31 protein-coding genes and 2 pseudogenes are annotated in these 24,655 nt (G+C 65.9%); 16 read left to right on the top strand and 17 right to left on the bottom strand.

What is annotated here, in order from left to right:
- Positions 1–192: 192 nt before the first annotated feature.
- Both MUG98_RS24190 and MUG98_RS24185 read left to right on the top strand, forming a co-directional pair.
- Positions 193–387: a YwbE family protein gene (locus MUG98_RS24190; RefSeq protein ID WP_265109952.1), complete on the top strand. Its 195-nt coding sequence runs from the start codon at positions 193–195 to the stop codon at positions 385–387.
- A gap of 78 nt (positions 388–465) precedes the next feature.
- Positions 466–915 (top strand): universal stress protein, encoded by a 450-nt coding sequence (locus tag MUG98_RS24185; RefSeq protein ID WP_265109951.1) that lies wholly within the window; start codon positions 466–468, stop codon positions 913–915.
- A gap of 40 nt (positions 916–955) precedes the next feature.
- Here the strand turns inward: MUG98_RS24185 and MUG98_RS24180 are convergent, their stop codons facing one another.
- The gene (locus tag MUG98_RS24180) at positions 956–2,173 is read right to left on the bottom strand and encodes a CBS domain-containing protein (RefSeq protein WP_265109950.1); all 1,218 of its coding nucleotides are present in this window, start codon (positions 2,171–2,173) and stop codon (positions 956–958) included.
- A gap of 158 nt (positions 2,174–2,331) precedes the next feature.
- Complete coding sequence (locus tag MUG98_RS24175) at positions 2,332–2,970, bottom strand: phosphoribosyltransferase (protein WP_265109949.1); 639 nt, start codon at positions 2,968–2,970, stop codon at positions 2,332–2,334.
- Between the two features lie 108 nt (positions 2,971–3,078).
- Here MUG98_RS24175 and MUG98_RS24170 point away from each other — a divergent pair, with 108 nt between their 5' ends.
- Positions 3,079–3,720 (top strand): dienelactone hydrolase family protein, encoded by a 642-nt coding sequence (locus MUG98_RS24170; protein WP_265109948.1) that lies wholly within the window; start codon positions 3,079–3,081, stop codon positions 3,718–3,720.
- A 151-nt stretch (positions 3,721–3,871) separates the two neighbouring features.
- On the opposite strand, the gene MUG98_RS24165 is transcribed toward MUG98_RS24170, so the two are convergent.
- Positions 3,872–4,522, bottom strand: a complete 651-nt coding sequence (locus tag MUG98_RS24165) for an HAD family hydrolase (protein ID WP_265109947.1) — start codon at positions 4,520–4,522, stop codon at positions 3,872–3,874.
- A 133-nt stretch (positions 4,523–4,655) separates the two neighbouring features.
- Here MUG98_RS24165 and MUG98_RS24160 point away from each other — a divergent pair, with 133 nt between their 5' ends.
- Positions 4,656–5,171 carry a DUF2267 domain-containing protein gene (locus tag MUG98_RS24160; RefSeq protein WP_265109946.1) on the top strand — a complete coding sequence of 172 codons (516 nt, stop codon included), beginning with the start codon at positions 4,656–4,658 and terminating at the stop codon, positions 5,169–5,171.
- A gap of 73 nt (positions 5,172–5,244) precedes the next feature.
- On the opposite strand, the gene MUG98_RS24155 is transcribed toward MUG98_RS24160, so the two are convergent.
- Positions 5,245–5,382 (bottom strand): DUF2267 domain-containing protein, encoded by a 138-nt coding sequence (locus tag MUG98_RS24155; protein ID WP_265109945.1) that lies wholly within the window; start codon positions 5,380–5,382, stop codon positions 5,245–5,247.
- Between the two features lie 58 nt (positions 5,383–5,440).
- On the opposite strand from MUG98_RS24155, the gene MUG98_RS24150 reads away from it, so the two are divergent.
- Complete coding sequence (locus MUG98_RS24150) at positions 5,441–7,162, top strand: adenosylcobalamin-dependent ribonucleoside-diphosphate reductase (protein WP_265109944.1); 1,722 nt, start codon at positions 5,441–5,443, stop codon at positions 7,160–7,162.
- Between the two features lie 968 nt (positions 7,163–8,130).
- Entirely contained in the window at positions 8,131–8,916 is a 786-nt protein-coding gene (locus tag MUG98_RS24145) for a diphthine--ammonia ligase (RefSeq protein WP_265109943.1), read from the top strand.
- A gap of 195 nt (positions 8,917–9,111) precedes the next feature.
- Here the strand turns inward: MUG98_RS24145 and MUG98_RS24140 are convergent, their stop codons facing one another.
- Positions 9,112–9,789: an Ntn hydrolase family protein gene (locus MUG98_RS24140; RefSeq protein ID WP_265109942.1), complete on the bottom strand. Its 678-nt coding sequence runs from the start codon at positions 9,787–9,789 to the stop codon at positions 9,112–9,114.
- Between the two features lie 483 nt (positions 9,790–10,272).
- Complete coding sequence (locus tag MUG98_RS24135) at positions 10,273–10,767, bottom strand: universal stress protein (RefSeq protein ID WP_265109941.1); 495 nt, start codon at positions 10,765–10,767, stop codon at positions 10,273–10,275.
- A gap of 459 nt (positions 10,768–11,226) precedes the next feature.
- Here MUG98_RS24135 and MUG98_RS24130 point away from each other — a divergent pair, with 459 nt between their 5' ends.
- Positions 11,227–12,141 (top strand): universal stress protein, encoded by a 915-nt coding sequence (locus tag MUG98_RS24130; RefSeq protein WP_265109940.1) that lies wholly within the window; start codon positions 11,227–11,229, stop codon positions 12,139–12,141.
- 72 nt (positions 12,142–12,213) lie between these two features.
- Here MUG98_RS24130 and MUG98_RS24125 read toward each other — a convergent pair whose 3' ends face one another.
- The 5 genes from MUG98_RS24125 to MUG98_RS24105 form a co-directional block, all read right to left on the bottom strand.
- Positions 12,214–12,702 (bottom strand): PKD domain-containing protein, encoded by a 489-nt coding sequence (locus MUG98_RS24125; protein WP_265109939.1) that lies wholly within the window; start codon positions 12,700–12,702, stop codon positions 12,214–12,216.
- Between the two features lie 215 nt (positions 12,703–12,917).
- Positions 12,918–13,337 (bottom strand): universal stress protein, encoded by a 420-nt coding sequence (locus MUG98_RS24120; RefSeq protein WP_265109938.1) that lies wholly within the window; start codon positions 13,335–13,337, stop codon positions 12,918–12,920.
- 150 nt (positions 13,338–13,487) lie between these two features.
- Positions 13,488–13,892: a universal stress protein gene (locus MUG98_RS24115; RefSeq protein WP_265109937.1), complete on the bottom strand. Its 405-nt coding sequence runs from the start codon at positions 13,890–13,892 to the stop codon at positions 13,488–13,490.
- A gap of 84 nt (positions 13,893–13,976) precedes the next feature.
- Positions 13,977–14,741, bottom strand: a complete 765-nt coding sequence (locus tag MUG98_RS24110) for a proteasome assembly chaperone family protein (protein ID WP_265109936.1) — start codon at positions 14,739–14,741, stop codon at positions 13,977–13,979.
- Between the two features lie 17 nt (positions 14,742–14,758).
- Positions 14,759–15,025 carry a hypothetical protein gene (locus tag MUG98_RS24105; protein WP_265109935.1) on the bottom strand — a complete coding sequence of 89 codons (267 nt, stop codon included), beginning with the start codon at positions 15,023–15,025 and terminating at the stop codon, positions 14,759–14,761.
- Between MUG98_RS24105 and MUG98_RS24100 the strand changes: the two are divergent.
- Together MUG98_RS24100 and MUG98_RS24095 are read left to right on the top strand one after the other, a co-directional pair.
- Positions 14,912–15,154: pseudogene (locus MUG98_RS24100) on the top strand (universal stress protein); the annotation flags it as partial. The gene MUG98_RS24105 and the pseudogene MUG98_RS24100 sit on opposite strands and share 114 nt — an antisense overlap.
- A 205-nt stretch (positions 15,155–15,359) precedes the next feature.
- Positions 15,360–15,770 carry a universal stress protein gene (locus tag MUG98_RS24095; RefSeq protein WP_265109934.1) on the top strand — a complete coding sequence of 137 codons (411 nt, stop codon included), beginning with the start codon at positions 15,360–15,362 and terminating at the stop codon, positions 15,768–15,770.
- 26 nt (positions 15,771–15,796) lie between these two features.
- Here MUG98_RS24095 and MUG98_RS24090 read toward each other — a convergent pair whose 3' ends face one another.
- Together MUG98_RS24090 and MUG98_RS24085 are read right to left on the bottom strand one after the other, a co-directional pair.
- On the bottom strand, positions 15,797–16,201 hold the full coding sequence (locus MUG98_RS24090) for a universal stress protein (RefSeq protein ID WP_265109933.1): 405 nt from the start codon (positions 16,199–16,201) through the stop codon (positions 15,797–15,799).
- A 120-nt stretch (positions 16,202–16,321) separates the two neighbouring features.
- Positions 16,322–16,468: a hypothetical protein gene (locus MUG98_RS24085; protein ID WP_265109932.1), complete on the bottom strand. Its 147-nt coding sequence runs from the start codon at positions 16,466–16,468 to the stop codon at positions 16,322–16,324.
- A gap of 13 nt (positions 16,469–16,481) precedes the next feature.
- Here MUG98_RS24085 and MUG98_RS24080 point away from each other — a divergent pair.
- Positions 16,482–17,113, top strand: a pseudogene (locus MUG98_RS24080) (SDR family NAD(P)-dependent oxidoreductase); the annotation flags it as partial.
- 73 nt (positions 17,114–17,186) lie between these two features.
- On the top strand, positions 17,187–17,969 hold the full coding sequence (locus tag MUG98_RS24075) for a beta-ketoacyl-ACP reductase (RefSeq protein ID WP_265109931.1): 783 nt from the start codon (positions 17,187–17,189) through the stop codon (positions 17,967–17,969).
- A 206-nt stretch (positions 17,970–18,175) separates the two neighbouring features.
- Here MUG98_RS24075 and MUG98_RS24070 read toward each other — a convergent pair whose 3' ends face one another.
- Entirely contained in the window at positions 18,176–19,066 is an 891-nt protein-coding gene (locus tag MUG98_RS24070) for a universal stress protein (protein WP_265109930.1), read from the bottom strand.
- 201 nt (positions 19,067–19,267) lie between these two features.
- On the opposite strand from MUG98_RS24070, the gene MUG98_RS24065 reads away from it, so the two are divergent.
- The 3 genes from MUG98_RS24065 to MUG98_RS24055 all read left to right on the top strand — a co-directional run bounded on the left by MUG98_RS24065 (position 19,268) and on the right by MUG98_RS24055 (position 20,890).
- Complete coding sequence (locus MUG98_RS24065) at positions 19,268–19,693, top strand: universal stress protein (protein ID WP_265109929.1); 426 nt, start codon at positions 19,268–19,270, stop codon at positions 19,691–19,693.
- Between the two features lie 81 nt (positions 19,694–19,774).
- The gene (locus MUG98_RS24060) at positions 19,775–20,287 is read left to right on the top strand and encodes a universal stress protein (protein WP_265109928.1); all 513 of its coding nucleotides are present in this window, start codon (positions 19,775–19,777) and stop codon (positions 20,285–20,287) included.
- A gap of 174 nt (positions 20,288–20,461) precedes the next feature.
- Positions 20,462–20,890: a universal stress protein gene (locus MUG98_RS24055; RefSeq protein WP_265109927.1), complete on the top strand. Its 429-nt coding sequence runs from the start codon at positions 20,462–20,464 to the stop codon at positions 20,888–20,890.
- A gap of 117 nt (positions 20,891–21,007) precedes the next feature.
- Here MUG98_RS24055 and MUG98_RS24050 read toward each other — a convergent pair whose 3' ends face one another.
- Complete coding sequence (locus tag MUG98_RS24050; RefSeq protein ID WP_265109926.1) at positions 21,008–21,481, bottom strand: universal stress protein; 474 nt, start codon at positions 21,479–21,481, stop codon at positions 21,008–21,010.
- Positions 21,482–21,823: 342 nt separating this feature from the next.
- Here MUG98_RS24050 and MUG98_RS24045 point away from each other — a divergent pair, with 342 nt between their 5' ends.
- Together MUG98_RS24045 and MUG98_RS24040 are read left to right on the top strand one after the other, a co-directional pair.
- On the top strand, positions 21,824–22,213 hold the full coding sequence (locus MUG98_RS24045) for a DUF2267 domain-containing protein (protein WP_265109925.1): 390 nt from the start codon (positions 21,824–21,826) through the stop codon (positions 22,211–22,213).
- Between the two features lie 10 nt (positions 22,214–22,223).
- A complete protein-coding gene (locus MUG98_RS24040; protein ID WP_265109924.1) occupies positions 22,224–22,973 on the top strand; it encodes a class I SAM-dependent methyltransferase in 750 nt (249 codons plus the stop codon).
- Positions 22,974–23,020: 47 nt separating this feature from the next.
- Here the strand turns inward: MUG98_RS24040 and MUG98_RS24035 are convergent, their stop codons facing one another.
- Positions 23,021–23,908, bottom strand: a complete 888-nt coding sequence (locus MUG98_RS24035; protein ID WP_265109923.1) for a universal stress protein — start codon at positions 23,906–23,908, stop codon at positions 23,021–23,023.
- A 171-nt stretch (positions 23,909–24,079) separates the two neighbouring features.
- Positions 24,080–24,517 carry a universal stress protein gene (locus tag MUG98_RS24030; protein WP_265109922.1) on the bottom strand — a complete coding sequence of 146 codons (438 nt, stop codon included), beginning with the start codon at positions 24,515–24,517 and terminating at the stop codon, positions 24,080–24,082.
- Positions 24,518–24,655: the final 138 nt, after the last annotated feature.

Genomic DNA, 24,655 nt, shown 5'->3' with positions numbered 1-24,655 from the left:
GGCGCTGGACGAACTCGCGATAACGATGGGCAAGCTCGGAGCCGGGGAGTGGACGCTTCGCCTGGACGACGGCGAGACAGTCGCCGCGACCCTCGACGAGGTCGAGGTCAGCGAGGAGCGTGGCTTCCACGCTGAGGGGCGCGACGAGGAGCGGGCGCTGTTGTACGAACTCACGACCGGTACCCAGAACACATGTCAGCTGACCTTCCCACCCGAGACGAACTCGGCCAGGGAACGACCGTGGAGATCGAACAGGAGAACGGCGATCGTATCGTCGGGGAGGTCGGCGTCGTCCTGACCGACGAGCGGACCCACCCCGAAGGAATCCTCGTGAAACTCAAGTCCGGTGCCCAGGGGCGCGTCAAGCGTATCGGGCCGGAGACGTGATTCGGTCCCTGCCTGCGGTGGAGCGGGGAATTCGACCTCACGATTCGTTTTAACTAACTCGGGACCGAACGCACGGACATGAAGGCCCTCGTAGCCGTCGACGGATCCGAAGAGTCCGAGAACGCACTCGCCTACGCCGCCGATATCGTGGACGCGATGGGCGGCTCGATCACGGTGGTCCACGCGGTCGATCCCACCGCTCACGACGAGGGCGGAGCCGAACCGATCACGTCGCTCTCCGATGCCGACCAGCGCCTGATCCTCGAGAGCGTCGAAGACGCCGAACAGCGAGGCCTGGACCTCACCGACGACGCGTCCGACCTGGCCGCCGAACTCGGCCACGACGTCGAGGTTGTACTCCTCTACGGGAATCCGATCACGGAGATCGCCACCTACGCCGAGGCCGAAGGGTTCGACGCGCTCTTCGTCGGCCACCGTGGCCGATCGGAGCGTGCGGGGCTGATGCTCGGCAGCGTCGCGAAGTCGCTCGTCGAACGGGCAACCGTTCCAGTGACCGTCGTGCGATGACGTCGCCCGCTTGCTCCATCACCAGCGGTTGCGGTGGCGATCACTCCTCGAGCAGCCACCCGAACCGTTTCTCCCAGAACTCCTCGCTCGGGGGCTTCTTGCTCCGGCCGTAGGTCTTCTCGTCGCGGATCTGGCGCTCCAGAACCTCGCTCGCCTCGTTGATCGCGTGACTCGCGCCGTACCCCTCCCCGGAGGCGATAAACAGCCCCCGGTCGGTGTGCAGCCGAATCCGGGCGAGCAGGAGCGGCCGCCCGCGGCGCGTCTCGTCGTGTTCGTGGAGGTGGACCTTCGCGTCCAGCACGTTCATCCCGTGATCCCTGTCGTCGAATTTCTCGACTTTCGCGACGATCTCGTCGTACGTCACGTCGTCTATCAGGTTGGTCCCGTAGACCTGGACGCCCCGGTTCCCGCCGGCCTCCCACGTGAGCGAGTCGAGAACGTCGGTCTTCGTGACGATGCCGTGGGGATCGCCGTTCTCGGTGACGACCAGCGACGACGCGTTGATCTCGAACATCTCTTCGACCGCGATATCGAGCGTCTCGTCCGGGCGAATCGTGCGCACGGGCGAGACCATGATGTCCCGGACCGGGAGGTCCAGCATCCGCTCGGACTCACCCTCCCGGGCGCCGAAGCCGCCGCGGCGCGAGCGAGCCGTACTGTCGGATATTTCGCCCCCGAACGGATCCGTCCCGCCCGCATCGCCACCCTGGCTCTGCACCTCGGCCCGAACCGTGATGCCGGTCACGTCGTAGAGGCTGAGGATACCGACTGCCGTGCTATTCTCGACGACCGGAAGGTGCGTGATGTGGTTCTCCTGGAAGACGTTGAGTGCGTTGCCAAGGGTTGACGTCGAATCGACCGAGACCAGATCGGCGGAGTGGGCCTCGGCAACGGTCGCCGCATCGAGGAACGGTTTAACCTTCCGGAGGATCGCGTCGACGGTGACGACGCCGATCAGCTCCCGGCCCTCGAACACGGGGAGCAGCTGCGAATCGCTGTCGATCATGAGCTGTGCCACTTTGCGGACGTCCTCGTCCGGCGCGAGCCGAGGCACGTGCCAGACGAGCGACCCGAGCTTTTCGTTGGGCTGGCGATGCGAGGTAGCGAGTTGTCTCCTGGTGACGACCCCCTCGAACTCGTCGTCGCGGATCACGACGCCCTTGACGTCGGAATCCGCGAACGTACCGACGAGCTTCGAGACGGGCGTCTCCGGGGTGAATTCGACGTACTCTTTCGAAACGATGTCAGCGATATCCATGATTTGTATGAGATTTTTCGATCGATCGGGGTGCTATACCACCGGGACGACGCTGCCATCAGTGCGTTCCCTACTGGAGGGGACGTGTCCGACGGTCGTTATCGTTGCGATCGTTCTCGGCATCGAGGAGACGACCGACGATGCTGGTCGCATACCAGTTACCGTTCCAGATACGCCATCGCCTCCTCGTCGGTCACCTGGCCGAAGGTCTGGTAGAACTGCCCCACGCCCCTGAAACCGCGCGGCGTCTCGAGACAGACGACCTCGTCGGCCTCGGCCTCCAGTTCGGCGATCGTCTCCGGTGGGCCGACTGGGACTGCCAGCACGATACGGTCGGCGTCCGTTTCGTTGAGCTTCCTGAGGCAGGCCCTGACGGTCGATCCCGTCGCCACGCCGTCGTCCACGACGACCACGGTCTTGTCGGTCAGGTCGGGTTCCGATCGATCGCCCCGGTAGCGTTCGGCCTTCCGACGGGCGTTCGCTGCTTCCTCCTCGCGCTGTCGTTCGAAGTACTCCTCGTCGGCTCCCGATCCACGAAATCCCTGTTCGTTCCGCCAGACGCTCCCGTCGCTCGCGACGGCACCGATGGCGTACTCCGGATTGCCCGGGGCACCGATCTTCTTCGCGACGACGATGTCGAGCGGGACGTCGAGCGCGTTGGCCACCGATCGTCCGAGCGGGAGGCCGCCCCGGGGGATGGCGAGCGCGATATCCGCGTCGACCTCCCGCTCACGGAGTACCTCCGCGAGTTGCTCTCCGGCGTCCATCCGGTCTTTGAATCGGCGAGTTTCTCGCATCGTTCTCGGATGGGAACACGGAAAGCGGCTACATATAACACACAGGTGGGATACCCCCGCGGGGGACGACCCCCCTGTATAAAGATCGCCGACGGTGTCAGGTCGAATATGGCACCGCGATCAGAGACCCTCGCGTCCATCCCGGTCGACGACGTGACGCTCGAAGGCATGCTCGAAATCCCGGCGGATGCACGGGGAGTGGTCGTCTTCGCTCACGGGAGCGGCTCCAGTCGAAAGAGCCCTCGCAACAACTTCGTCGCGGAGGTCATCCGCGACAGAGGACTCGGGACCCTGTTGTTCGACCTGCTCACCGAGGAAGAAGACCGGATCCGCGACAATCGCTTCGACATTCCACTGTTGACGGACCGTCTCGTCGCAGCTACCGAGTGGCTGTGGGATCGCGAGGACGCTCGTAACACGCCCGTCGGGTACTTCGGCTCCAGTACGGGAGCGGCGTCCGCGCTCCGGGCAGCGGCGCGCCTGCGGGACGACGTCGACGCCGTCGTCTCGCGCGGCGGCCGCGTCGACATGGCGTCCGACGTCCTCGACGAGGTCCGGGCACCGACCCTGTTCATCGTCGGTGGTGCCGATACCCAGGTGCTCGAACTCAACCGCGAGGCCGAAGCCAAGCTTTCCTGCGAAAAGGACTTGCACGTCGTCGAGGGGGCGGGGCATCTCTTCGAAGGGGAGGGCGAACTCGAAGAAGTCGCCGACGTGGCAGCCGACTGGTTCGCCCGGACGCTGAAGTAGGGGACCGTGACGCCACCTTCCGCTCGGGAACCGGTTCGGGAGCGACCGCAGGAAGTGGCTCTCGAGTAGAGTATCCGCTGAAAGTCAGTACGCACCCGATCGGACAGCTATCGTGCGATCGGTGTAACCCGTTTCAGTAGCTACTATCGCGTCAGGTCCCGTCAGCGTCGACGATGTCGTGCTGTTCGAAGTAGAGGCGGAGTTTCCGCATCGACGGCACGACGACGTCGCAGTGCTGTTCGACGACCGGCACCGGATCGAATCCGACGGCGGTTCCGGCTGCGCGAAGCATCGGGAGATCCGTGGCCCCGCCACCGACCGCGATCGTCCGGTCGAGGTTGTCCCCCTCGGCGACGGCGAGTTCCCCCAGTGGCTGATCTTTCCTGTCGTCGAGCAAGGGACCTTCGACGTCGCCCGTCAGCGCCCCGTTTTCCGTCACGAGCCGATTCGCGACGAGGTGATCGACCGCGACCCCGGCTCGATCGAGCGCCGTCTCGACGCCCCGGTCGAAACTACCCGTAACGATCGCCACGGACACGTCGGATCGTCGCAGGTCCGCGATCAACTCGGCGGCGCCGTCGCGCAACTGACACCGATCGAACGCGGTTTCGACCCGGCGTTCCGGCATCCCCTCGAGCAACGAGACGCGCTCTCGAAGGCTCGTCTCGAAATCGATCTCGTCACGCAGTCCCTGCTCGAGGAGGCCACGCATCTCGCTTGCCACGTCGTACTCCCTCCCGAGGAGGATACTCAGGTCGGACTGGGTGAGCGTTTCGTCGAAGTCGAATGCGACGAGCGTCATGGAGTCCCGTTCATCCGCCGTTTCAAAAATACCCACCTGTCGGATCTCGGCCGCCGGCTGAACGGGGTGAGCCCTTCGAAGCGGGATGTGGGTGCCACCTAGATTAACGTTGCTGGTTCGCGAACGTCGTGGCATGAACTTCGACGAATTCACCGGTACGGTTCAGCACCGGCTCGAGCTCCCGGATACCGGCCGAACAGTACGGGCGATCCGGGCGACCCTTATGACGCTGGGCCAGCGAATCCCCGCGGGGAACGCCGACGACCTCGCCGGCTCGCTCCCGCTCGAAATCAGGTGGTACCTGTCCGGTGCCGTCCACGAACACGGCCAGCGATTCGACTGGCAGGAGTTCGTCGACCGCGTCAGCGAGATCGAAGGGGTCGATCGATCGGATGCGGCCTACCACGCCCGGGTCGTCGTCGACCTCGTCGAAACCGCGGTTCCTCCGTCCGACTTCCAGCAACTCCGCGACCAGCTGCCCGAGAGCGAAGACGACGAGAACTGGCGCAAACTCTTCGAAGTAGTCGACGCTGGCGGGTGGGGAGAGGGCGAGGAGGCACAGGCCGGTGGCGGCCCGCAATCCGACGCGACGAGTCAGCCAGACGCCGATCCGACGGACGAGGGGTCGACCAACGGCGGAGCGGAATAACACGGCCGCGCCGGACCGTCGCGGCGGAGCCGACGAGGGCGCACCCATCGGAATCCGCGTCGCGGACTCGAGCCTACGAGTCGGCCGCCCGATCGACCAGTTCGAGAAGCGGACCGTACGCGTCGGGGAGTTGTTGCAGGGCGTTTTCGAACTCTTCTGGAGGGACTGCATCGGCGAGCGCTGCCATCACGGCCCGCACGTGCTCTCTCATCTCGGCGGTGTCGATCTGTGTGAATACCCCTTAGTTGTCGCGGACCGAAGAAGGAGGTATGGACTCGATCGATACCGTCGCCGAGACGGTCCTTCGCCGACGATACCTCCGACGGGACGAAGACGGGGAGGTCGTCGAGACGCCGGCAGGGATGTTCCGTCGCGTGGCAGAAACCCTCGCGCAGGCAGAGGCACAGTTCGACGGGGACGTCGAAGCGACCGAACAGGAGTTCTACGAAGCGATGACGAACCTCGAGTTCCTCCCGAACTCGCCGACGCTCATGAACGCCGGGACGGAACTCCAGCAACTCGCCGCCTGCTTCGTCCTGCCGGTCGGGGACTCGCTGGAGGCGATATTCACCGCTCTCAAGCAGGCCGCACTCGTCCACCAGAGCGGCGGCGGCACCGGATTCTCGTTCTCGAATCTCCGGCCCGAGGGAGACGTCGTCAAGAAGACGGGTGGCGTGGCCTCTGGGCCGGTGAGTTTCATGCGGATCTTCGACGCGGCCACCGAGCAGATCAAGCAGGGCGGCCGTCGACGCGGTGCGAACATGGGCGTCCTCGACGCCACCCATCCCGACGTCGAGGCGTTCGTCACCGCCAAGGAAGGGGCGGACGCCTTTCGGAACTTCAACCTCTCGGTGGGGACGGACGCGACGTTCTGGGAGGCATACGACGCCGGCGAGCCCTACGACCTCGTCAATCCGCGGACGGACGAGGTCGTGGGACAGGCGGATCCTGACGACGTCCTCGACCTGGTCGCCGAACTGGCGTGGGAAACCGGCGATCCGGGGCTTCTCTTTCTCGACACGATCAACGAACACAACCCGACGCCTCACCTCGGCCGACTCGAGGCGACCAACCCCTGTGGCGAGGTCCCCCTGCTCCCCTACGAGGCGTGCGTCCTCGGCTCGATCAACCTCGCTCGACACACCGACGGCGAGGCGGTCGACTGGGACAAACTCCGCGAGACCGTCCACCTGGGCGTCCGCTTTCTGGACGACACCATCGAGATGTCCGAATTTCCGGTCCCCGAGATCGAGGAGTTGATGGAGACGAACCGCAAGGTGGGGCTGGGAGTGATGGGATTTCACGACACGCTCGTGGATCTGGGGATCCCGTACTACTCCCGAGAGGCCGTCGAGTTCGCAAGCGAGGTGATGGCGTTCATCCACGACGAATCGTGGGCAGCGTCCAGGCAGTTGGCGGATGAACGGGGGCCGTTCCCGGAGTGGGAGGACTCCACTCGGGCGGAGCCGATGCGAAACGCCACGACCACGACCGTCGCCCCTACGGGGACGATCTCGCTCATCGCGGGCTGCTCGGCCAGTATCGAACCGATATACAACGTGGCCTATACGAAGCAGGTGATGGGGGGACTGGAAATCGTCAACGACCGGTTCGTCGACCTCGCGAAAGAGCGCGGGTTCTACTCCGAGGAGCTCGTGGCGGACCTCCACGATCGGACCACGATCCAGAACGTCGAGGAGATTCCGGACGACGTGAAACCGCTGTTCCACACGGCCCACGACGTGCCCGCCGACGGCCACCTCCGCGTTCAGGCCGCGTTCCAGGAACACGTCGACAACGCCGTGAGCAAGACGGTGAACCTGCCACGATCGGCGTCCGTCGAGAACGTCAAAGACGTCTTCCTCACTGCTCGGGAACTCGAAGTCAAGGGAATCACCGTCTTCCGGAGCGGGGCCAGACCCGAGCAAGTACTCGGCGAGACGCCCCTCAAGGAGGAGTGTGCGGGCGAATGCGACTACGTCGCTCCCTGACGCGACGAACGAGTACCGAAGCGGTACCGTGCCGAACGGCGACTTGCCGGTGGTGATCTCGAACGGGACCGCTCGAGGGATCCGGAACGGGGCCTGGCGTCCTACTCGATCTCGTGCACCTCGACGTCGAGACGCGGGCCGACTGACCGGGCGGGGACCCGCCCCGTCCGACAGCGATCCGGTCACGTACCGACGAAGACGACGAGCCCGCTAGCACCGACCAGTACCATCGACGCCACTCCCTTCGATCGCATCTGTCCACCGACGACTTCGACCAGAACGATACTCGTGACGTACTCCGACTCGAGATGGCTAGCGGTGCAGCGGAGCGGCGACCGAATCCGCTTCTATCGCGTCCGGGGCTCGGGTGCAGGCCGTCTCGAATGGTGATCGACAGCGTCGCCAGCAGTCCTGCCGCTCGTGCTGACGTTCGTCACCGGTACCATCGCTGCGGGTTGCTTCGTCGGTGCCGCATTCGGCCCGGTACCGCCGCGACAACGGGCGGGAATTGCCATCCCAGGTATCATCGTCGACTGGTTTCCCGTCGTGACGGGTTGGATGAAAGTCGGTACCGCTCCGTCACAGGTACTACTTGCCGCGCATTTCGGGTTCGGGATCGGCGGGTGTCTGCTGTTGCTATACTGTTTGCTCGGGTGGGTGCGGGATCCCGAACGAACTCGAGCGACGAGAGTCGCATTCGTCGGTATCTGGGGAATCACGTATCTGGCAGGGGAATCGATGGTGATCGACTCGCTTTTGCACTGAGATGAAAGCCCGGAGTACTCCGAACCCCCCTCACCGAAAGCTGTTGACCGGTCGTAGTCGGAACGTCTACCGGTGGCGGTTGGGATCTCGATGCCGACCACACCGGTGCGTAGTTTCACGCCACTTCGACGGCGACCCAGTCGAGGCGATCGGACTCACGGCCGAACCGCAGACTGTTTATCCGCCGACAGAAAAGGGGGCGTATGTCCGAATCCGACGGGGGGTGGATCGCGCTCTTCTCCGGGGGCAAGGAGTCCTCGTGGGCGCTCTACCGGGCCCTGGAGAGCGGTCGTGACGTTCGCAGACTCGCGATCGTCCGGCCGCCGGCGGACTCCCACATGTACCACGCGCCCGCCACGTCGGTGACCCGACTGGCGGCACAGAGCGTCGGGATTCCAGTCGTCGATGTCGGACTCCCCGTTGTCAACATCGAGCCCCCCGACATCGGCGGTGACGTCGCGTCCGCGTCGGGAGGGCAGGACGGCGTGGGGTTCGAACCGCTCGAATCCGCCCTCCGGACGCTAGACGACGAACTCGGCGGCGGCGTGGACGGGATCGTCGCTGGCACCGTCGAGGGCGAGTATCAGGCCGATCGCCTCCGGTCGATGTGCGATCGAATCGGGTGCGAGTTCTTCGCGCCGCTGTGGCGCGCGGATCCGCGCGTGCTCGCAGAAACGATGCTCGAGGCCGGCCTCGAGATCGTCTTCGTCGAGGTGGCGGGGCCCGGGTTCGACGAGTCCTGGCTCGGCCGACGACTGGATCGCGACGCCCTGGCCGACCTGGAGGAACTCCACCGCGAGTACGGCGTCCACCTCCTGGGCGAGGGCGGGGAATACGAGACGATCGTAACCGACGGGCCCCACATGTCGAGACCGATCGCCATCGCGTTCGAGCGGGAGTGGTACGGCACCTGGGGACGGGTACGGATCACCGACGCCCGACTCGAAACACCGGCGTCGGGAGACGATCACCGCCGTGAGCGGGAATAGCAGCGCAATCGGTAGTTTCGGTGGTTCGTTTCAGCACGCGTCAGTCGCCGATCGAATTCCTGCGTCGGCGTCCGATCGCGGGTCCGTCTCGTCGAGAGAAACGGTTCCGCCGACGAGCGTCATCCGGCAGACGTCGTTCAGGGGCGTGACGAGCAGTGCTCGCCGACGACCGCCGGTACAAACGGCTCGAACGTCTCAGTGATCGGACCGAGCGGCGTCGACCGAGTCGTAGCGATCGCTGTCCAGTCGCCCGTCGACGAGTTCCACGAGGTGGACGGCGGGCCCGGTCCGGGGATCGCGTTCGCCGGCGCTCTCGATGGCGTCCACGACGAGGTCTCGTGCCTCCCCGAGCGCGAGCGAGTCCCCGTATCCTCGATCGAGAACGCCGTAGGCGACCTGGTGCCCGCTTCCTTCGGCCGCGTAGTCGGCTTCGACGACCCCCTCGTCCGCGCCGACGGTGAAGACGTGCGATCCGGCCTCGTCGACGCCACCGAGGACGAACGTCGCGTCGAGCGACGGGCGCGATCGGAGTTCACGCCCGGCGAACGTCGCGAGGGCGGGCACGGTCATGTGGCGGCCGTGACGGTCCTCGTAGCGATCGACCTCGGCCCGGAGGGCGTGAACGAACGGTTCGGCGTCGCCGAGATGGGTGGTCGAACCGATCGCAGCAAACGGACGGATGGGCGCGATTTTTCGCACCTCGTCGCTCGTCACCACCGCGTCGCGACTCGTCCGCGTGTCAGCCGCGAGGACCACCCCGTCCGTGTCGTCCGTCGTCCGCACGCCGACGAGGATGCCGCCGCCAATCTCTCCGCCGTCGGCGGAATACCCTCCCTCGTCGGTCGTCCGGAGGCGGTCAGATCTCGAGTTCATCGGTGGGTTCGTTCCGTCGATCGTCGCCGCCGTCACTGCGGTCCATGCCCTGGCCTACGCGACCGATCGAGATGAATCCCGGGTCGTTGCCCACCTCGGCTGACAGGTTCGTTCGACGTCTCCCCGATCGACTTCGGCCCGGAGAGCGGGCGAATACCGACGGGTCGGCGATCGAATACCGGGCAGAGCACTCGAACGGCGTCCCGGGTCTCAACAGAGCCAAGACCGCGGTCGGTGTGCGGGGCGGTATGTACGAGGACGTTCTCATCGCCACCGACGAGAGCGACGGACGCCGCGTCAGTGGGAATCGCGATCGCCCGGACTCGAGGCCAGGGTACATGCCCTGTCGGTCGTCGAGAACGGGCGGGACGATGCGGCACGATGCGACCGGCGAGAGGCGGACGCGGAGGGGATCGCGACCGGGGCCGCCGAGGCGGGTTGCGACGGCGACGGGAGGTCGATCGCTCCCGGAACCGGCGATCGCTACGACGAGTCGTCCTGCCCGTAGAACTCGGCGTGGGGTACGATCGCGTCGACTTTCGGCGGCTCCGGCTGACGAACGATGAACACGTCGTAGGACTCCTCGGCGGCGATGTGGACGCCGACGCTCGTCAGCGGGGTCACGACCCGGCCGACGTTGTCGCTCCCGAGGAAGACGACGCTCGGATCGTGGTCGAGCGCCAGCCTCTCGATGTGGCCGGCGAGTTTCGATTCGGGGGGAAACTCGCGAATCCGTTCGTATTCGAACGTCGCGTCCGGTGCGAGCGTCCGGACCTGCTCGCGGAGGCGTGCGACGACCGCGTCGACGTCGTACGACTCGTTCTCCTCGATCCAGCCCTTCTCTCGCGCGTAGCGCTTTCGTTCCGGGACGACCGAGACGGCTACAACGTCTTCGTCGAGGGCAGTAGCGTACTCGACGGCCCTGACGAGGGCGGCTTCTGCGAGTTCCGATCCATCGAACGGGACGACGAACGTCATACGCGTCGTTTCTATTTGCTGGTCAATAACTTCGAGGGAAGTCGACGCGCCCGTCTCGCTTCGGGAGCCAGACGAACGGGATCGTCCCGGCGAACCGGGCACAGGTGTCATCGGCACTTCATATTACCCCGTTTTCGCCGACGGCAATCGTCGGTTTTCCCGGCAAACCATGACAAACATACGGCTGTAAAAGCGGATAAATACTGCTGCCGTGGTGCAGATTCGGACGACCGACGGGAATCGGGAGGTCGAAATGGTTCGGTAATCGACAGGCCGCCAACACAAGGGCCACATACGAGGACAACGGTGTCCGTCACGTCACCGGAACGGTCACGGGACCGGCCACGATCGGTGATGGCGCGATCGAATAGTCGCCGCGGGACGATCCGAACGCGGATCGACCGGGCGTCGGGTCCAGTTCCGCTACAGTTATTCACCGCGGTGGTGAAGGACCCGACTATGCCACCGATCGAGGACGCGATCGAGTCGGTACTGCTACCGACGGACGGGAGCGAGGGCGCTCTCGCAGGGGCGACCCGTGGACTCGACCTGGCCGTCGCGGCCGGGGCGGACGTTCACGTCCTTTCCGTCGTCGATACCTCGGACGTCGAAGGGGTCTCGGCTATTCTCGAAGACGATATCGACGAGGCGCGAGCGGCGATCGAGACCGAGGCCGAGACGGCCGTCGAGACGGTCGCGAGGACGGTCGAGGAGCGCGATCCGGATCTCGAGGTCACGACGACGATCGACCGCGGGAAACCGTTCCGGGTCATCGAGAGCTACGTCGACACGGCCGGGATCGACGTCGTCGCGATGGGGACGAAAGGCAGAGCGGGACTCGAACGCGTCGTGCTAGGGAGCGTCACCGAAAACGTGCTTCGAACCGTCCCGGTCCCGGTGCTCGCGGTTCCGCCCGGAGCGGGAGACGCCGAACTGACTGCCGAAACCACCGAAAACGTCCTCCTTCCGACGGACGGGAGCGAGGGCGCCGTGGCGGCCGTCGACTGGGGAGTCACCTTCGCAGACGCGTTCGACGCGATGCTCCACACGATCTATTCGGCCGACACGAGCCGATTCACTGGGGACGCAGAGCCCGGGGAGATCCTAACCAAACTCGAGCGCGAGGGCGAGGACGCGCTCGAGACGGTTCGTGACCGTGCGAGAGCGGCTGGCGTCAGCGTCACGGGAACCGTCGCGTCCGGACCGCCCGCACGAGCGATCCTGAATTACGCCGACGAAAACGAGATCGATCTCCTCGCCATCGGAACGCACGGTCGCTCCGGGGTCGAACGGCATCTCCTCGGGAGCGTCACGGAGAACGTCGTCCGGAACGCCGACGTACCGGTCCTCTGTGTCCCGATGCGCGGCGACTAGTCGCGCGAGAGCGCGACGGGGCTATCGATCGAGGCGATTCCTCACGGTTGCGATCGGTCGACCGCCGAAGCGTCACTCGGATTGGATCTCGATGTCGCCCACCTGCGTGCTCGAGTGGTACTGGCAGATGTACGTCGTCATCTCCTGGGTCGCAGTGACGCCTTCGATCGACGCTTCCTCGCCTTCCGTGCCCACGTCTTCGCTCTGGTAGTCTTCGATGACTTCGTCGTTCTCGTCGCGGATCTCCATGTTGTGCGTGATCCCGTCGTTGTTGTACCACCTGAAGGTGTACTCCTGACCCTCGATGAGCGTGATCGTCGGGTTCTCTTCGCCCTCGAGGAAGGCCGGTTCCTCGGCGCCCCAGTGCGAGACCTGTCCGCTGAAGTAGAACTCCTCGACGCTTCCCCAGTCCGCGTCGGCGGCTCCATCTCCGTCCCCGCCGCCACCTCCGTCGCCGCCGTCTCCGTCGCCCGAGCCGCCACAGCCGGCGAGCGCCGTCACTCCTGCCGCGCCGGTGATCTTCAACATCGTCCGTCGAGAATAACTATCGGTGTCAGTCATCACACCGGTATACGGGGATGACCGCTATTAAGAGATGCGGTCAACTCTATCCCGTGGGAATCGTTCGGAGGGGAAACTAACCGTTACCGTACTATCAATCCACGTGTGAATTCCGGCGGCTCCGATCGCTCCCGTCGCTGGCGCTACGCCGAACAAGTAAGGGCCACGGATCGAACGCAGGAGGGCCTCGGACCGCCCGGGCGCACGGAGTCGCCTCAAGCGGTCAATACTGGTCGATTCGCGTTCCGAACCACTCGCTCGGCGACGCTCCCGATCTTCCCGGTCCGATCGTGGCTCTGGCCCTGGAACCCGATCACGATCAGGTCGGCGTCGAGTTCGTCACCCTTCTTTTGGACTTCCTCCCAGGGCCGGCCGTGGCAGACGTTCCAGGTGCACTCGACACCGACGTTGTCCGCGCGGTCGGCCAGTTCCTCGAGCATCGCCGCACCCTGGTCCTCGAGATTGTCGAGGACGATCTCGGCGCTGCTCAGGGCCGGTTCTCCGTACCGGTAGGTCTCGACGCAGTACATCGCGTGTACGTCTGCCCCGTACCGGTCCGCGAGTTCCAGTGCGTGCTCTACCGCTCGGTTCGCCGGGTCGCTCCCGTCAGTCGGGACGAGTATCGTGTCGTACATTGGCTACGGGTATCCACATCGAATGCTGTCAAATAGCTCACGCCGGGATCGCTGACACGTCTTCGGGGTGCCAGTCTCTCAGCGGATCGATCCACGCGTCGCGAACGAGGAGACCATCGGCCGATCGGGGCCGACGTCTCCGGTCGCGTCTCACGCCGTGATCACCGGTCGGTCGACGTACCTGACGACTCGTTCCGCGTTGCTGCCGATCTCACCGCCGGCGCCGAGACCGCGGTTGCCCAGGACCAGCAGGTCGGCGTCGATCTCGTCGGCGTACGTTCCGATCTGCTCGTGGGGGCGTCCGTCGCGGATTTCGCTCGTGACGGGCACGTCGGCCTGGGCCGCGATGTCGTCGAGGAGTTCCCGACCGTGGTCTTCCAGGTCCGAGACGGCCTGGTCCGCGTTCGCCAGCATCGAGTCGCCGTATCGCCGGGTGTCGACGACGTATATCGCGTGGAGATCGGCGTCGAACGTGGACGCGAGGTCGAGCGCGTGATCGACCGCGCGATTCGCCGGTTCACTCCCGTCCGTCGCGACGAGGATCGTGTCGTACATGAGCGTACGGATCCCACAACTGGCCGGCCTATATAGGTTGCAGGGCCATCCCAGCGCGTGACGATCGAGTCCCTAGAGCGTGGGTCACTGGAACATTCCGGTCTGTACCTGCTGCTGTTGCTGGCCCCCTTGCTCTTCGGCCATCTGCTGGTACTGCTGGGCAACCTGTTGCATCCGCCGTTGAATCTCGTCGGCCTGCTCGTCGAGTTCCGTCGTATCGATGTCGAAGTCGACGAGCGGTTCGAGCGCCGTCTCGATCACGGACTTCGCTGCGTTCGGGTCCGGAAGGAACGGGTGGGACCGAACGATCAGCAGCGCGGCCGGGACGTCCGCCTGGTAACACTCCCGCACGAGCGCGCCGGTGATGCCGCCGACGAGCCCCGGCTCCTCGGGTACCGAGATGCCCGCCTCGACGAGATCGTCCTTGACCGCCTCGGTGGTCCCGACGCCAGTCACGTCGCCGATCTGCTCTTCGGACTCCGCCGGTGCGCCCGCGATGAAGATCGCACGGCTGAACTCGTCGGCGAGGTCGGAGAGGACACACCGTGACAGGGGTTCGAACGACTGCTGCGGGAGCGCGAGGTCGCTCTCGAGGGTCAGTACCGCCGGATCGGAGCCGCCGTAGACGCGGACGAGGTCCTGAACGAGCCCGTTTTCGAACGTCACGACCGCCGGGAACTCGTCGGCGGCGACGTTCCCGAAGTGCTCGAGCCCCAGCTGGTTCGTGATCTGATCGACGGCGATCGAGGCGACGAGCCCGTGGCCGGGCAATCCTTCGATGAGTGTCGGCGACTCGGCTTCGACGTCTGTAACCTGTTCGAACGACGCGGATTCAGTCTGGTCGACCATCGGTGACCGATACACCGTCAGCCATCAAGATTGTATGCCCCGTCTGCCGCTCTGCCGGGATGGCGGGGATCGGCCGTCTCGCCGAGGGCCGCGTCGACTAGCCGGAGTACTGGCGCGAGTGGCACGAGAAATCCGAAGCCAAGGCACAGGAACATTTCGACGACGCCCGCGAGATCGCCGGCGAACGCGACATCGAGACCGTCCTCGAGTTCGGCAAACCGGCCGACGTCATCCTCGAGTACGCCGAGGAGCACGACGTCGATCGGATCGTGATGGGGAGTCACTGCCGCACCGGCGCGGAGCGATTCCTGCTGGGGAGCGTCGCGGAAATCGTCGTCAAACGGGCCCCGGGTGCCGGTGATGATCGTGCGATGAGCGGAACCCGCGTGGGAGGTGTCCGGCCGCGCAGTTAGCTGAATTGAGTCGTGTCAGCGGACCACGACTGGCACCATCGAGCAGAATTCGGCGAGGGCAACCGGAATACCCCCTCACGAACGCCGGCGGTGACGATCACGGTAGCGTTGCCACCGATACTCGACCACGACCGATAACACGACTGTCGAGTCCGACGAAGGAGTTAGGTGGATACGTGGCACGTGCTCTACATACAGGTCACCGATGCCGGAACACATCCTCGTCCCGGTGGACGGATCCGAACAGGCAGCGCGTGCACTCGACTACGTTCTCGAGGAGTTTCCCGACGCGACCATTACGCTTCTACACGTCTTTTCGGACGGACCGCCGGAGATTCACCTCGAAAAACGGGGGGAGGATTACGACGATCTGCGAGCGAGACGGCGCGAGATGCTCGATCGACTGGTCGACGAGCGAGCGCACGGTGGCACGATCGAGACCGAGGTGGTCGTCGGCAGGCCATCGCGCGAGATCGTCAGGTACGCCGACGAACACGATATCGATCGCGTCGTGATGGGGAGTCACGGTCGCGACGGTGCCTCGCGCGTCCTCCTGGGGAGCGTCGCCGAGACGGTGGTTCGCCGGGCACCGGTCCCGGTGACGGTCGTCAGGTGAGCGAGCGACGAGGGCGGGCACGCGAGTCACCGGGCGATCGTCACCGAGACGGGGGACCGTCTCGTGACCATTTCCGCGACGCTCCCCAGCAAAACTCTCGACATCCCGGACCGGCCGTGACTCCCCATCACGACGTGATCGACGTCGTACTCGTCGATACAGTAGACGATCGATCGTCCGGCGTGCCCTTCGGTGAGCACCGGTTCGATGCTGCGACCGTACTCTGCAGCGATCGTCTTCGCGTCCTCGAGAATCGCTTCCCCCTCCTCGCTGGCGAGTTCGTAGGGCGAGATATCCGGATCCGACGGGAACCGGGTGACCTGTATCACGTGCAAGACGACGATCTCGGCGTCGGGAAACGACTCGAGGGCCACCTCGAGTGCAGCCTCCGCCTGTGACGAGCCATCGACCGGGACCAGTACGCGGGACATGGTCGACGTAGGCCCCGGACGGGGAAGGTCCTACCGTGACTGTGAGCGCGGGTGATAGATCCGGATCCGTACCGGGCTCGATCGGACCGGGTTCGGATCCCGTCGTGGTTCGCGTGGGGCTCAGTAGCGATCGTAGTACCGATCCAGGCCGCGCTCGAAGATCGCCAACAAGACGCCGAACGCGACCAACGCGATCCCGATCCGGGCCCAGTGAACCAGCCCGAGTGGAACGACGTCGAACAGGACGCCGACCGGCGTGTACAGCAACACCAACTGGAGAGCGACCGTCGTGATCGCGGATATCGACGCGGACACGGGCGCGGCGGTGGCCGACGAACTCGACTGCCGGTTCGAGCGGTGTGACGTGTGCGAGTACGACCAGGTCGAGACGCTCGTCGAGGAGTACGGCGGACTCGACGTCATGGTGAACAACGCCGGCGTCGCGAGCGAGACGTCGGTCGAGGAGATGGATCTGGACGAGTGGGACACGGTGATCGAGACCAATCTCGACGGCGTCATGCACGGGACCAAGGCCGTCCTGCCCCCCTCAAAGCGTCCGGCGGCTGTATCATCAATCTCGGCTCCATCTACGGACTCGTCGGCGGGAAAGGCGCCGCGTCCTACTCCGCCGCGAAAGGTGGCGTCGTGAACTTCACACAGCAGGTCGCGATCGACTACGCCGACCAGGGCGTCCGCGTCAACAGCATCTGTCCCGGGTTCGTCGAGACGCCGATGACGGAAGATCTGCTCGAGTCCGAACGGTTCTACAGCTTCCTCAGGCAGAAAACGCCGATGGGTCGCCACGGCCAACCCGAAGAGATCGCGCCCGTGGCCGCGTTCCTCGCGTCGGACGACGCGTCGTACATCACCGGAGCGAACATCCCGGTCGACGGGGGTTGGACGGCGTTCTGACGGCGTCCGCCCCGAACGTGAGATACGAGAACAGGGAACATAGTTAACACGTTAGACGATGAGTTGCGACTGTATGTCCGAACCAGTACAGCGGCTGGAGCCGCTCGATCGACGACCACTGGCCGGCCGAACATGTCTCGTCACCGGCTCCTCGCGCGGGATCGGGCGGGATATCGCACTCGAGTTCGCACGCTGCGGTGCCGACGTCGTGGTGAACTACCGCAGTTCCGAGGAGTTGGCCCGGGAGGTAACGCAGCACATTCGAGCGAACGACGAGACGGCCATCGCCGTTGGTGCCGACGTCTCGAACCCCGACGACGTCTCCCGAATGGCCGACGAGGTTCACGCCCAATTCGGGGAAATCGACGTCCTCGTCAACAACGCGGGGATCACGATCGATCGGAAGTTCGAGAACATGACGTACGAGGACTGGACGCGGGTTATCGAGGTTAACCTCCACGGGACGTTCAACTGTACGAAGGCGTTCTACGAAGACATCAAAACGGCCGACAAGGGGCGGCTCGTCAACATCTCGAGCGTCGTCGGCCAGCAGGGCAACTACGGCCAGGCGAACTACGCGACGTCGAAAGGCGGGCTCATCGCGTTCACCCGGACGATCGCCCTCGAACTCGCGAGACACGGCTCGACGGCCAACTGCGTCGCACCCGGCTTCACCGAGACCGACATGCTCGAGAAGGTGCCCGACCGCGTTCGAGAGCAGATCCGGGACGACATTCCGCTCGATCGGTTCGCCGACACGGAAGACATCGTCGGAATGGTGCGATTCCTCGCCGGCGACTACGCGGATTATATGACCGGCCAGGTCATCGGGATCAACGGTGGAATGGAGTGGTGACGCGTCAGAACGAACCGGTACGTTCACCGCGCGCTTTGCGTCGAAAACACGAGACGAGCGGCCGTAACCGCTCCCGATGGAACCGTTCTCGCTCGGACCCCGTCGACGACGGGTGACTCGTGGATCCACCTCGAACCCGACCCGGCATTGCGCTCGCGGTGACGCGCGATCCGCGGACGGTCCGATCGTCCGAGGTGACTCGGGAGCTATCGGCCCGCGTCGTGTTCGCCCCGGATCAGCGTCACCGTTCGGGGCGAGTCGCGCGCGACGCGTTCCGCGACGGAGCCCGTCAGTAACCGGGCTGCCAGCGATTGGCCGTGGCTCCCCATGACGATCTGGTCGTACCCGTTCGCGTCGGCGACGTCGACGATCTCGGCGCCCGGACTCCCGTACGCGGTCGCCGTCTCGACGTCGCCGCCGCGATCCTCGGCTACCGCCGTCGCCGACTCGAGGATCTCCGCGGCGCTTCGCTCGTGTGCCGTGCGGATTTTGTCGAGGTAGCCTCCGGTCGTTTCGACGCGAGAGCGATCGAACGGGAGGTCGAGCACGTTCAGGAGCGTGTGGGAGGCGTCCGGGAACGCCTCGATGGCGTACGCGACTGCGGCCTCGGCCTGTTCGGAGCCGTCGACCGGGACCAGTACCCGTCCCGGAAGGTCGCGCTCGCGGATCGCCGACGGCGGTTCGGGAACGATCGTCGTCGAGACGGGAGATCGGCGCACGACGGCCTCACTCACGTGCCCGAGGAACGGCCTGCGGATGGGTGACTCCCCGTGACACCCCATCACGACGTGGTCGACGTCCTCCTCGGAAGCCGCCAACAGGACCTCCGTGTGCGGCGTCCCGGTTCGAAGTTCCGTTCCGATCTCGCGGTTGCGGTCGTCGGCCAGATCCGTCGTTCGGTCGAGGACGCGTTCGCCGCGAGCCGTGGCGCGTTCCGCCGGCGGCTCGGACTCGCCGACGCTCACGGAGCGGTCGTGAGACGAATCGACGACGTACAGCGCGGTGAGCGACGTGTCCGGGAACGAGACGAAACAGTACTCGAGGGCGGCGACGGAGTACTCGAAACCGTCGATCGGGATGAGAACGTGTCGTGGCATGGGGTCTGGAGTGGGGCGGTCGCAACGCCCGTTCGATCGTTCCACGACGATCGGCAAAAAGACGGCTCCCTGCTCCCCGGCCCCGGCAGTCACCCGGGTTTCCACGTCGGCGTTCGAGCAGTACCAGTATCGGTACCAGTGCCGACCCCGTATTCTCGACGGGAGACGGAGTATATACCGGACGATGCCGTAGGGGCTCACATGAGCGATCGCATCCTCGTCCCGTACGACGGCAGCGAGCCGTCGGAGAAGGCGCTCGAGTACACCTTCGAGACGTTCCCCGACGCCGACGTCACCGTCCTGTACGTCGTCCCGATCCCCGAAGGGTACTGGGCGGCGTTCGAGGAGCCAGAAGACAGGATTCCGGACGCCGACGAGGCCCGGGACCGCGGACGCGACATCCTCGACGAGGCGACGGCGATCGCGGAGGAGCACGGCCACGATACCGATACCGAGGTGGCCCTGGGGAAACCCGACCACCAGATCGTCGACAGGGCTGCGGACGAGGCATACGATACGATCGTCATCGGAAGCCACGGCCGGGAGGGGGTCTCGCGGGTCCTGCTGGGCAGCGTCGCGGAGAACGTCGTCCGCCGATCGCCGATCCCCGTCGTCGTCGTTCGCTGATCGATCGCGGTGGCCGCCTCGCGACTCGACCACGGCAAACCGTTAAGCCCCGGCGCTCGATAGTTCGAGCCACGACTATCGATGGCTTCCGACGACCACGCCGCCGATCCGATCCGATCGATCCTCGTCCCGTCGGACGGGAGCGACGCCGCCCGCGAGGCGCTCGAACGGGCGCTGCAACTCGCCGAACTCGACGGGGCGATCGTCCACGTCCTCGCCGTCGTCGATACCACGACGAACCCGTTCCGATTCGGCGTCGCGGACGTGGTCGAACTCGATCGGGCGACGAGACGACTCGTCGACGAGATCGTCGACGCCTACGACGATCGCGACGTCGAGATTCACGGGGCGATCCGTCGCGGCCGTCCCGCCAGCGCGACCCTCACGTACGCCGAGGAGAACGGGATCGACCTGCTCGTCGTCGGCCGAACGGGCAGCGGCGGCGTGACTGAGACGCTCCTCGGCAGCACCGCCGATCGGCTGCTCCGTCAGGCGTCGATCCCCGTCGTCGTCGTTCCAGACGAGAAGAGCGGACGGAGCGGGGAGAGCGAAACCGACCGTGACGAGACCCAGGCGGGCGATCGCCGCGACTGATTCGGGCGGTCGTCGCAGTTGATCCGTGCTCGATCGTCGTATCTGACGCGTACTCGATCGTGAGCCGTGGGAACCGTCGAACCGTGCGGACCGGTACCGGAAGACCGAGCGGTCGACCGTGAGGGTCGTCACCGCGGGGGTTTACCACCGTCACCGTCGAACGACGAGCTAGCGATGTCCCGATCGATCCTCGTCTCACACGACGGCTCGGCTCACGCACAGGCTGCGCTCCGGTACGCCCTCGAGACGTTCCCCGACGCGCGGCTGGTCCTCTTTCACGCGATCGATCCCTTCGAGGTGATCCCCGACGAGGAGGACCAGTTACCGCCGCTGACCCAGGAGTGGCGCGACCAGCAGCGAGCCGACGCGGCCGATCTCTTCGAGGAGGCGCTCGCGGCTGTCGACGAGGAAGGCGCGACGATCGAGACCGACACCTCGGTGGGCTCCCCGGCCCAGACGATCGTGGCCTACGCTGAAGACGCGGCGATCGACGGGATCGTGATGGGGAGTCGGGGCCGGAGCAACGCCGCCGATCTTCGGCTCGGCAGTACCGCGGAACTCGTCGTCAGGCGCGCCAGCGTTCCGGTGACGGTCGTCCGGTAGGGTCGACGTCCCCGATACGGCGGCGGACGCGAGCAATGACGACGAGTTCGCCAGCCTCACCGACACCCCGAGAGCCGCGATCGTCCTCGTCAGTCCGGCGATTCCCACTCGGTCTCGTCAGTCCGGCGATCCTCGATCCACCTCGTCACGAACGACGGTGACGGTGACCGGTGCCCGACTGACGACGAGTTCCGCGGTACTGCCGAGCAACAGCCGCGTCGGGCCCGATCGGCCGTGGCTGCCCATGACGATCGCGTCGACGTCGTGGTCCTCGGCGTAGTCGACGATCTTGCGCGACGGATCGCCGACGACGGACTCGGTCGAGAGCTCCGCGTCGCGTTCGGCCGCCAGGTCGCGCGCCTCGGAGAAGAGCCGTTCCTCTTCCTTGGTGGCGCGCTCGTACCACTCGTCGGAGCCGTGTGGCGGTTCGTTCCTGACGTCGACGTCGATCATGGAACTGTATCCCGGATCCGCGGGATCGATCACGTGGAGCGCGACGACCGAAGGATCCTCGTGTGCGTCGAAGGCGTACTCTAGCGCCCTGTTCGACAGGGGCGACCCGTCTACGGGAACGAGCAGTTGGCGGGACATCGACTCTACGTACGTCCCGTCGCCTCAAAGTTCTATCCGAGGCTGTGAACGTGGCCCGCCGATGGCAGGGGGTTCGCGATCGACGTCACGCTGGCTTCCGTTCGCCGGTACAGGATTCTACCCGGCGGTACAGGAGTTCGGAGACGGTCCCGTAGCCGTCGTTCGACGCCCCGGACGCCGTCGGGCGGTGACGAGAACGGCGACGACAGCACCCGTGGTCCCATCTTTATTTCGACCGGCGTCGAAGCGTTAGCCGTATCGAGCGCACGGCCGACCGGCCGATCGATCGCTCGGCCGGATCGACGCGCCGAGACCGACCAGTCCCACCACCGATCCGTCACCATGAACTACAAAGATTTCGTCGGACAGGTACAGCACAGACTCGAGTACGCGCAGTTCGGACAGGCCGTCCGGGCGACGCGGGCCGTCCTGACCACGCTCGGCGAGCGTCTCCAGGAAGGGGAGGCGACGGACCTCGCCAGCCCGCTCCCGATGGAGATCGATCGCTACCTGACCGAGGCCGAACACGGACAGCGCTTCGACTACCAGGAGTTCCTCGATCGGGTCGCCGAGCGCGGTGGCGGCGATCGGGCGGACGCCAACTATCAGGCCCAGCAGGTCGTCGCCCTCGTCGCCGAGGTGGTTCCGTCGGGGAACGTCGAGAAAGCCGACGCCCAGTTGCCCGAGGACTTCGATCCGCTGTTCGAACTGCTCGAGGCGGACGCCGAGTGAGCGCCGCAACGTGAGCACCGACGAAGGGTCACCGGAGCCCGGCAGCGAGGGCGAGAGGCCGTCGCGAGACGCGGCAGTCGGGACCGCGACCGACGGGACACCGGGACCGATCGCCCGCGTTCCCCGGTCGAAAGGGGCCGCCCGCGAGTGGTACCACGCGCTCAGCCGGTGGTACGACGCGATCGCAGATCCGTTCGAGGCGCCCGCACGGGCCGCGGGACTCGAGTTGCTCGACGCCGGGCCGGGCGAGCGAATCCTCGACGTCGGCTCCGGGACCGGAACCGCCCTCGTCTCGATCGCCCGGACCGTCGGCCCGGACGGGACCGCGGTCGGGATCGACCTCGCGGACGGGATGTGTCGCGCTTCGCGACGGGCGCTCGCCGACGCCGGCCTCGATCGGGGCGCCGTGGTCACGGGCGACGCGGCGACGATGCCGTTCGCGGACGACGCCTTCGACGCCCTGTTCGCGAGTTTCGTCCTCGAACTCTTCGACACGCCCGAGATCCCCGCCGTCCTCGCGGAGTGGCGGCGCGTCCTCGATCCGGCGGGACGACTCTGTGTCGTCTCGCTCTCTCGTCGCGGGGCCGGGCCGGTCACGTGGCTCTACGAACTGGTCCACGACCTGGCCCCGACCGCCGTCGACTGTCGGCCGATCTACGTCCGCGACACGCTTCGTGAGGCCGGATTTCGGACCGTCGACGCGCGACACGAGACCGTCTGGCGCGTTCCGGTCGAGATCGTCCGCTGTCGACCCGCGTAGCGATCACGACGTCAGCGATCGGTCACCGGACGCCGCTCCGACGGGCCTCAGTCCGACGCCGGGGTGCCCCGAACCAGCGTCACCGTCCGTGGCGACCGGCGCACGACCCGCTCCGCCACCGACCCCGTGACCAGCCGGGCCGCGAGCGATCGGCCGTGGCCGCCCATGACGATCTGGTCGTACCCGTTCGCGTCGGCGTAGTCGACGATCGCCTGGGACGGTTTCCCGGACGTGCTCTCGGTCTCGATCGTCGCGCCGAGTTCGTCGGCCAGCGCCGCCGCCGACTCGAGAATTGCCTCGGCACGCTCCTCCCGGTCGTGCAGGACGTCTTCGAGGTAGGTTCCCTCGATCGCCGCCCGTGGGCGATCGAACGGAAGGTCCAGCACGTGGAAGGCGGTGTGCGACGCGTCGGGGAACGTCTCGAGAGTGTACGCGAGCGCAGCCTCGGCCTGCTCCGAGCCGTCCACCGGAACCAGGATCGTTCCGGGGAGGTCCCGATCCTCGAGCGCCGCCGTCGTCTCGGGAACGACCGTCGTCGGGACCGGCGCGCGTCGTACGACGGCCTCACTCACGTGCCCGAGAAACGGACGCGTGAGGGGCGATTCGCCGTGGCTCCCGAGTACGATCCCATCGACGTCGCGCTCAACGGCGACAGCGAGAATCTCCGTGTGCGGCGCGCCGGTTCGCAGGAACGTTCGGAGGTCGCGACCGTGCTCGGACGCGCGATCGACCGCCCGATCGAGCACCTGCTCGCCGTGTGCTTCGGCGCGTTCCATCGGCGATTCGGTGGCTCCCACGGTCGCGTCGTGATCGGACGCGGGATCGACGACGTACAGCGCGGTGAGTGACGCGTCGGGAAACGACGCGAGGCTGTACTCCAGTCCGGCAAACCCGTGATCCGAGCCGTCGATCGGAACGAGGACGTGCTGTGGCATGGTAGATCCACGGTGTACTGGTGGCGAGCGTCGGCTCGCTCGGGTCGATTTCCACGTCGACCCGCATAAAGATCCCCGCAGGACGCGATCGAGAGGCCGGAAAAGGACGTCCGAGTAGCTAAAACAGACCGTCCGAGGAGTCGGAGCAGGGCGTCCCCGTCGATCGGCCCGTCAGCGAACGATCGTCACCGGCACCGCCGCCCGCCGCGTGACCGTCTCCGCGACGCTGCCCAGCAGGACCCGCGAGACCCCCTCCCGGCCGTGGCTCCCGATGACGATGTGATCGACGTCGTGGTCCTCGGCGTAGTCGACGATTTTCCGGCGCGGCCGACCCGACTCGACGACCGTCTCGAGATCCGTCGACGAGGCGACGTCCGTTTCCTCGAATCGGTCGCGGGCCCGATCACAGAGGGTTTCGCCGCGCTCGAGCGCTCGATCGAACGCCGCACCGTCGTAGTAACCGCCATCGACGCCCGCGTAGACGCCTTCGGCCGGATCGACGACGTGGAGTACGGAGATCCGCTCGCCTGCGTACTGCTCGAGTGCGTAATCGAAGGCAGCCCACGACGGGTCCGATCCGTCCACGGGAACGAGCACGTGTTTCGTCATACCGGATTCGACGGGGTAGGACCCTAAAATACCGCCCGTTAGTTCGACGCGGTGAGAAATCCCTTCGCTCGCGTCAGAGTGCCGAAGCGATCGACCGTGGGATTCCAGTTCCTCGGACCACTGCAGGCCCTCGGAACG

The sequence above is a fragment of the Halosolutus halophilus genome (assembly GCF_022869805.1).
Taxonomy (GTDB): Archaea; Halobacteriota; Halobacteria; order Halobacteriales; family Natrialbaceae; genus Halosolutus; species Halosolutus halophilus.
The sequence above is the reverse complement of the archived record's forward strand: the minus strand, read 5'-3'. Positions and strand labels throughout refer to the sequence as shown.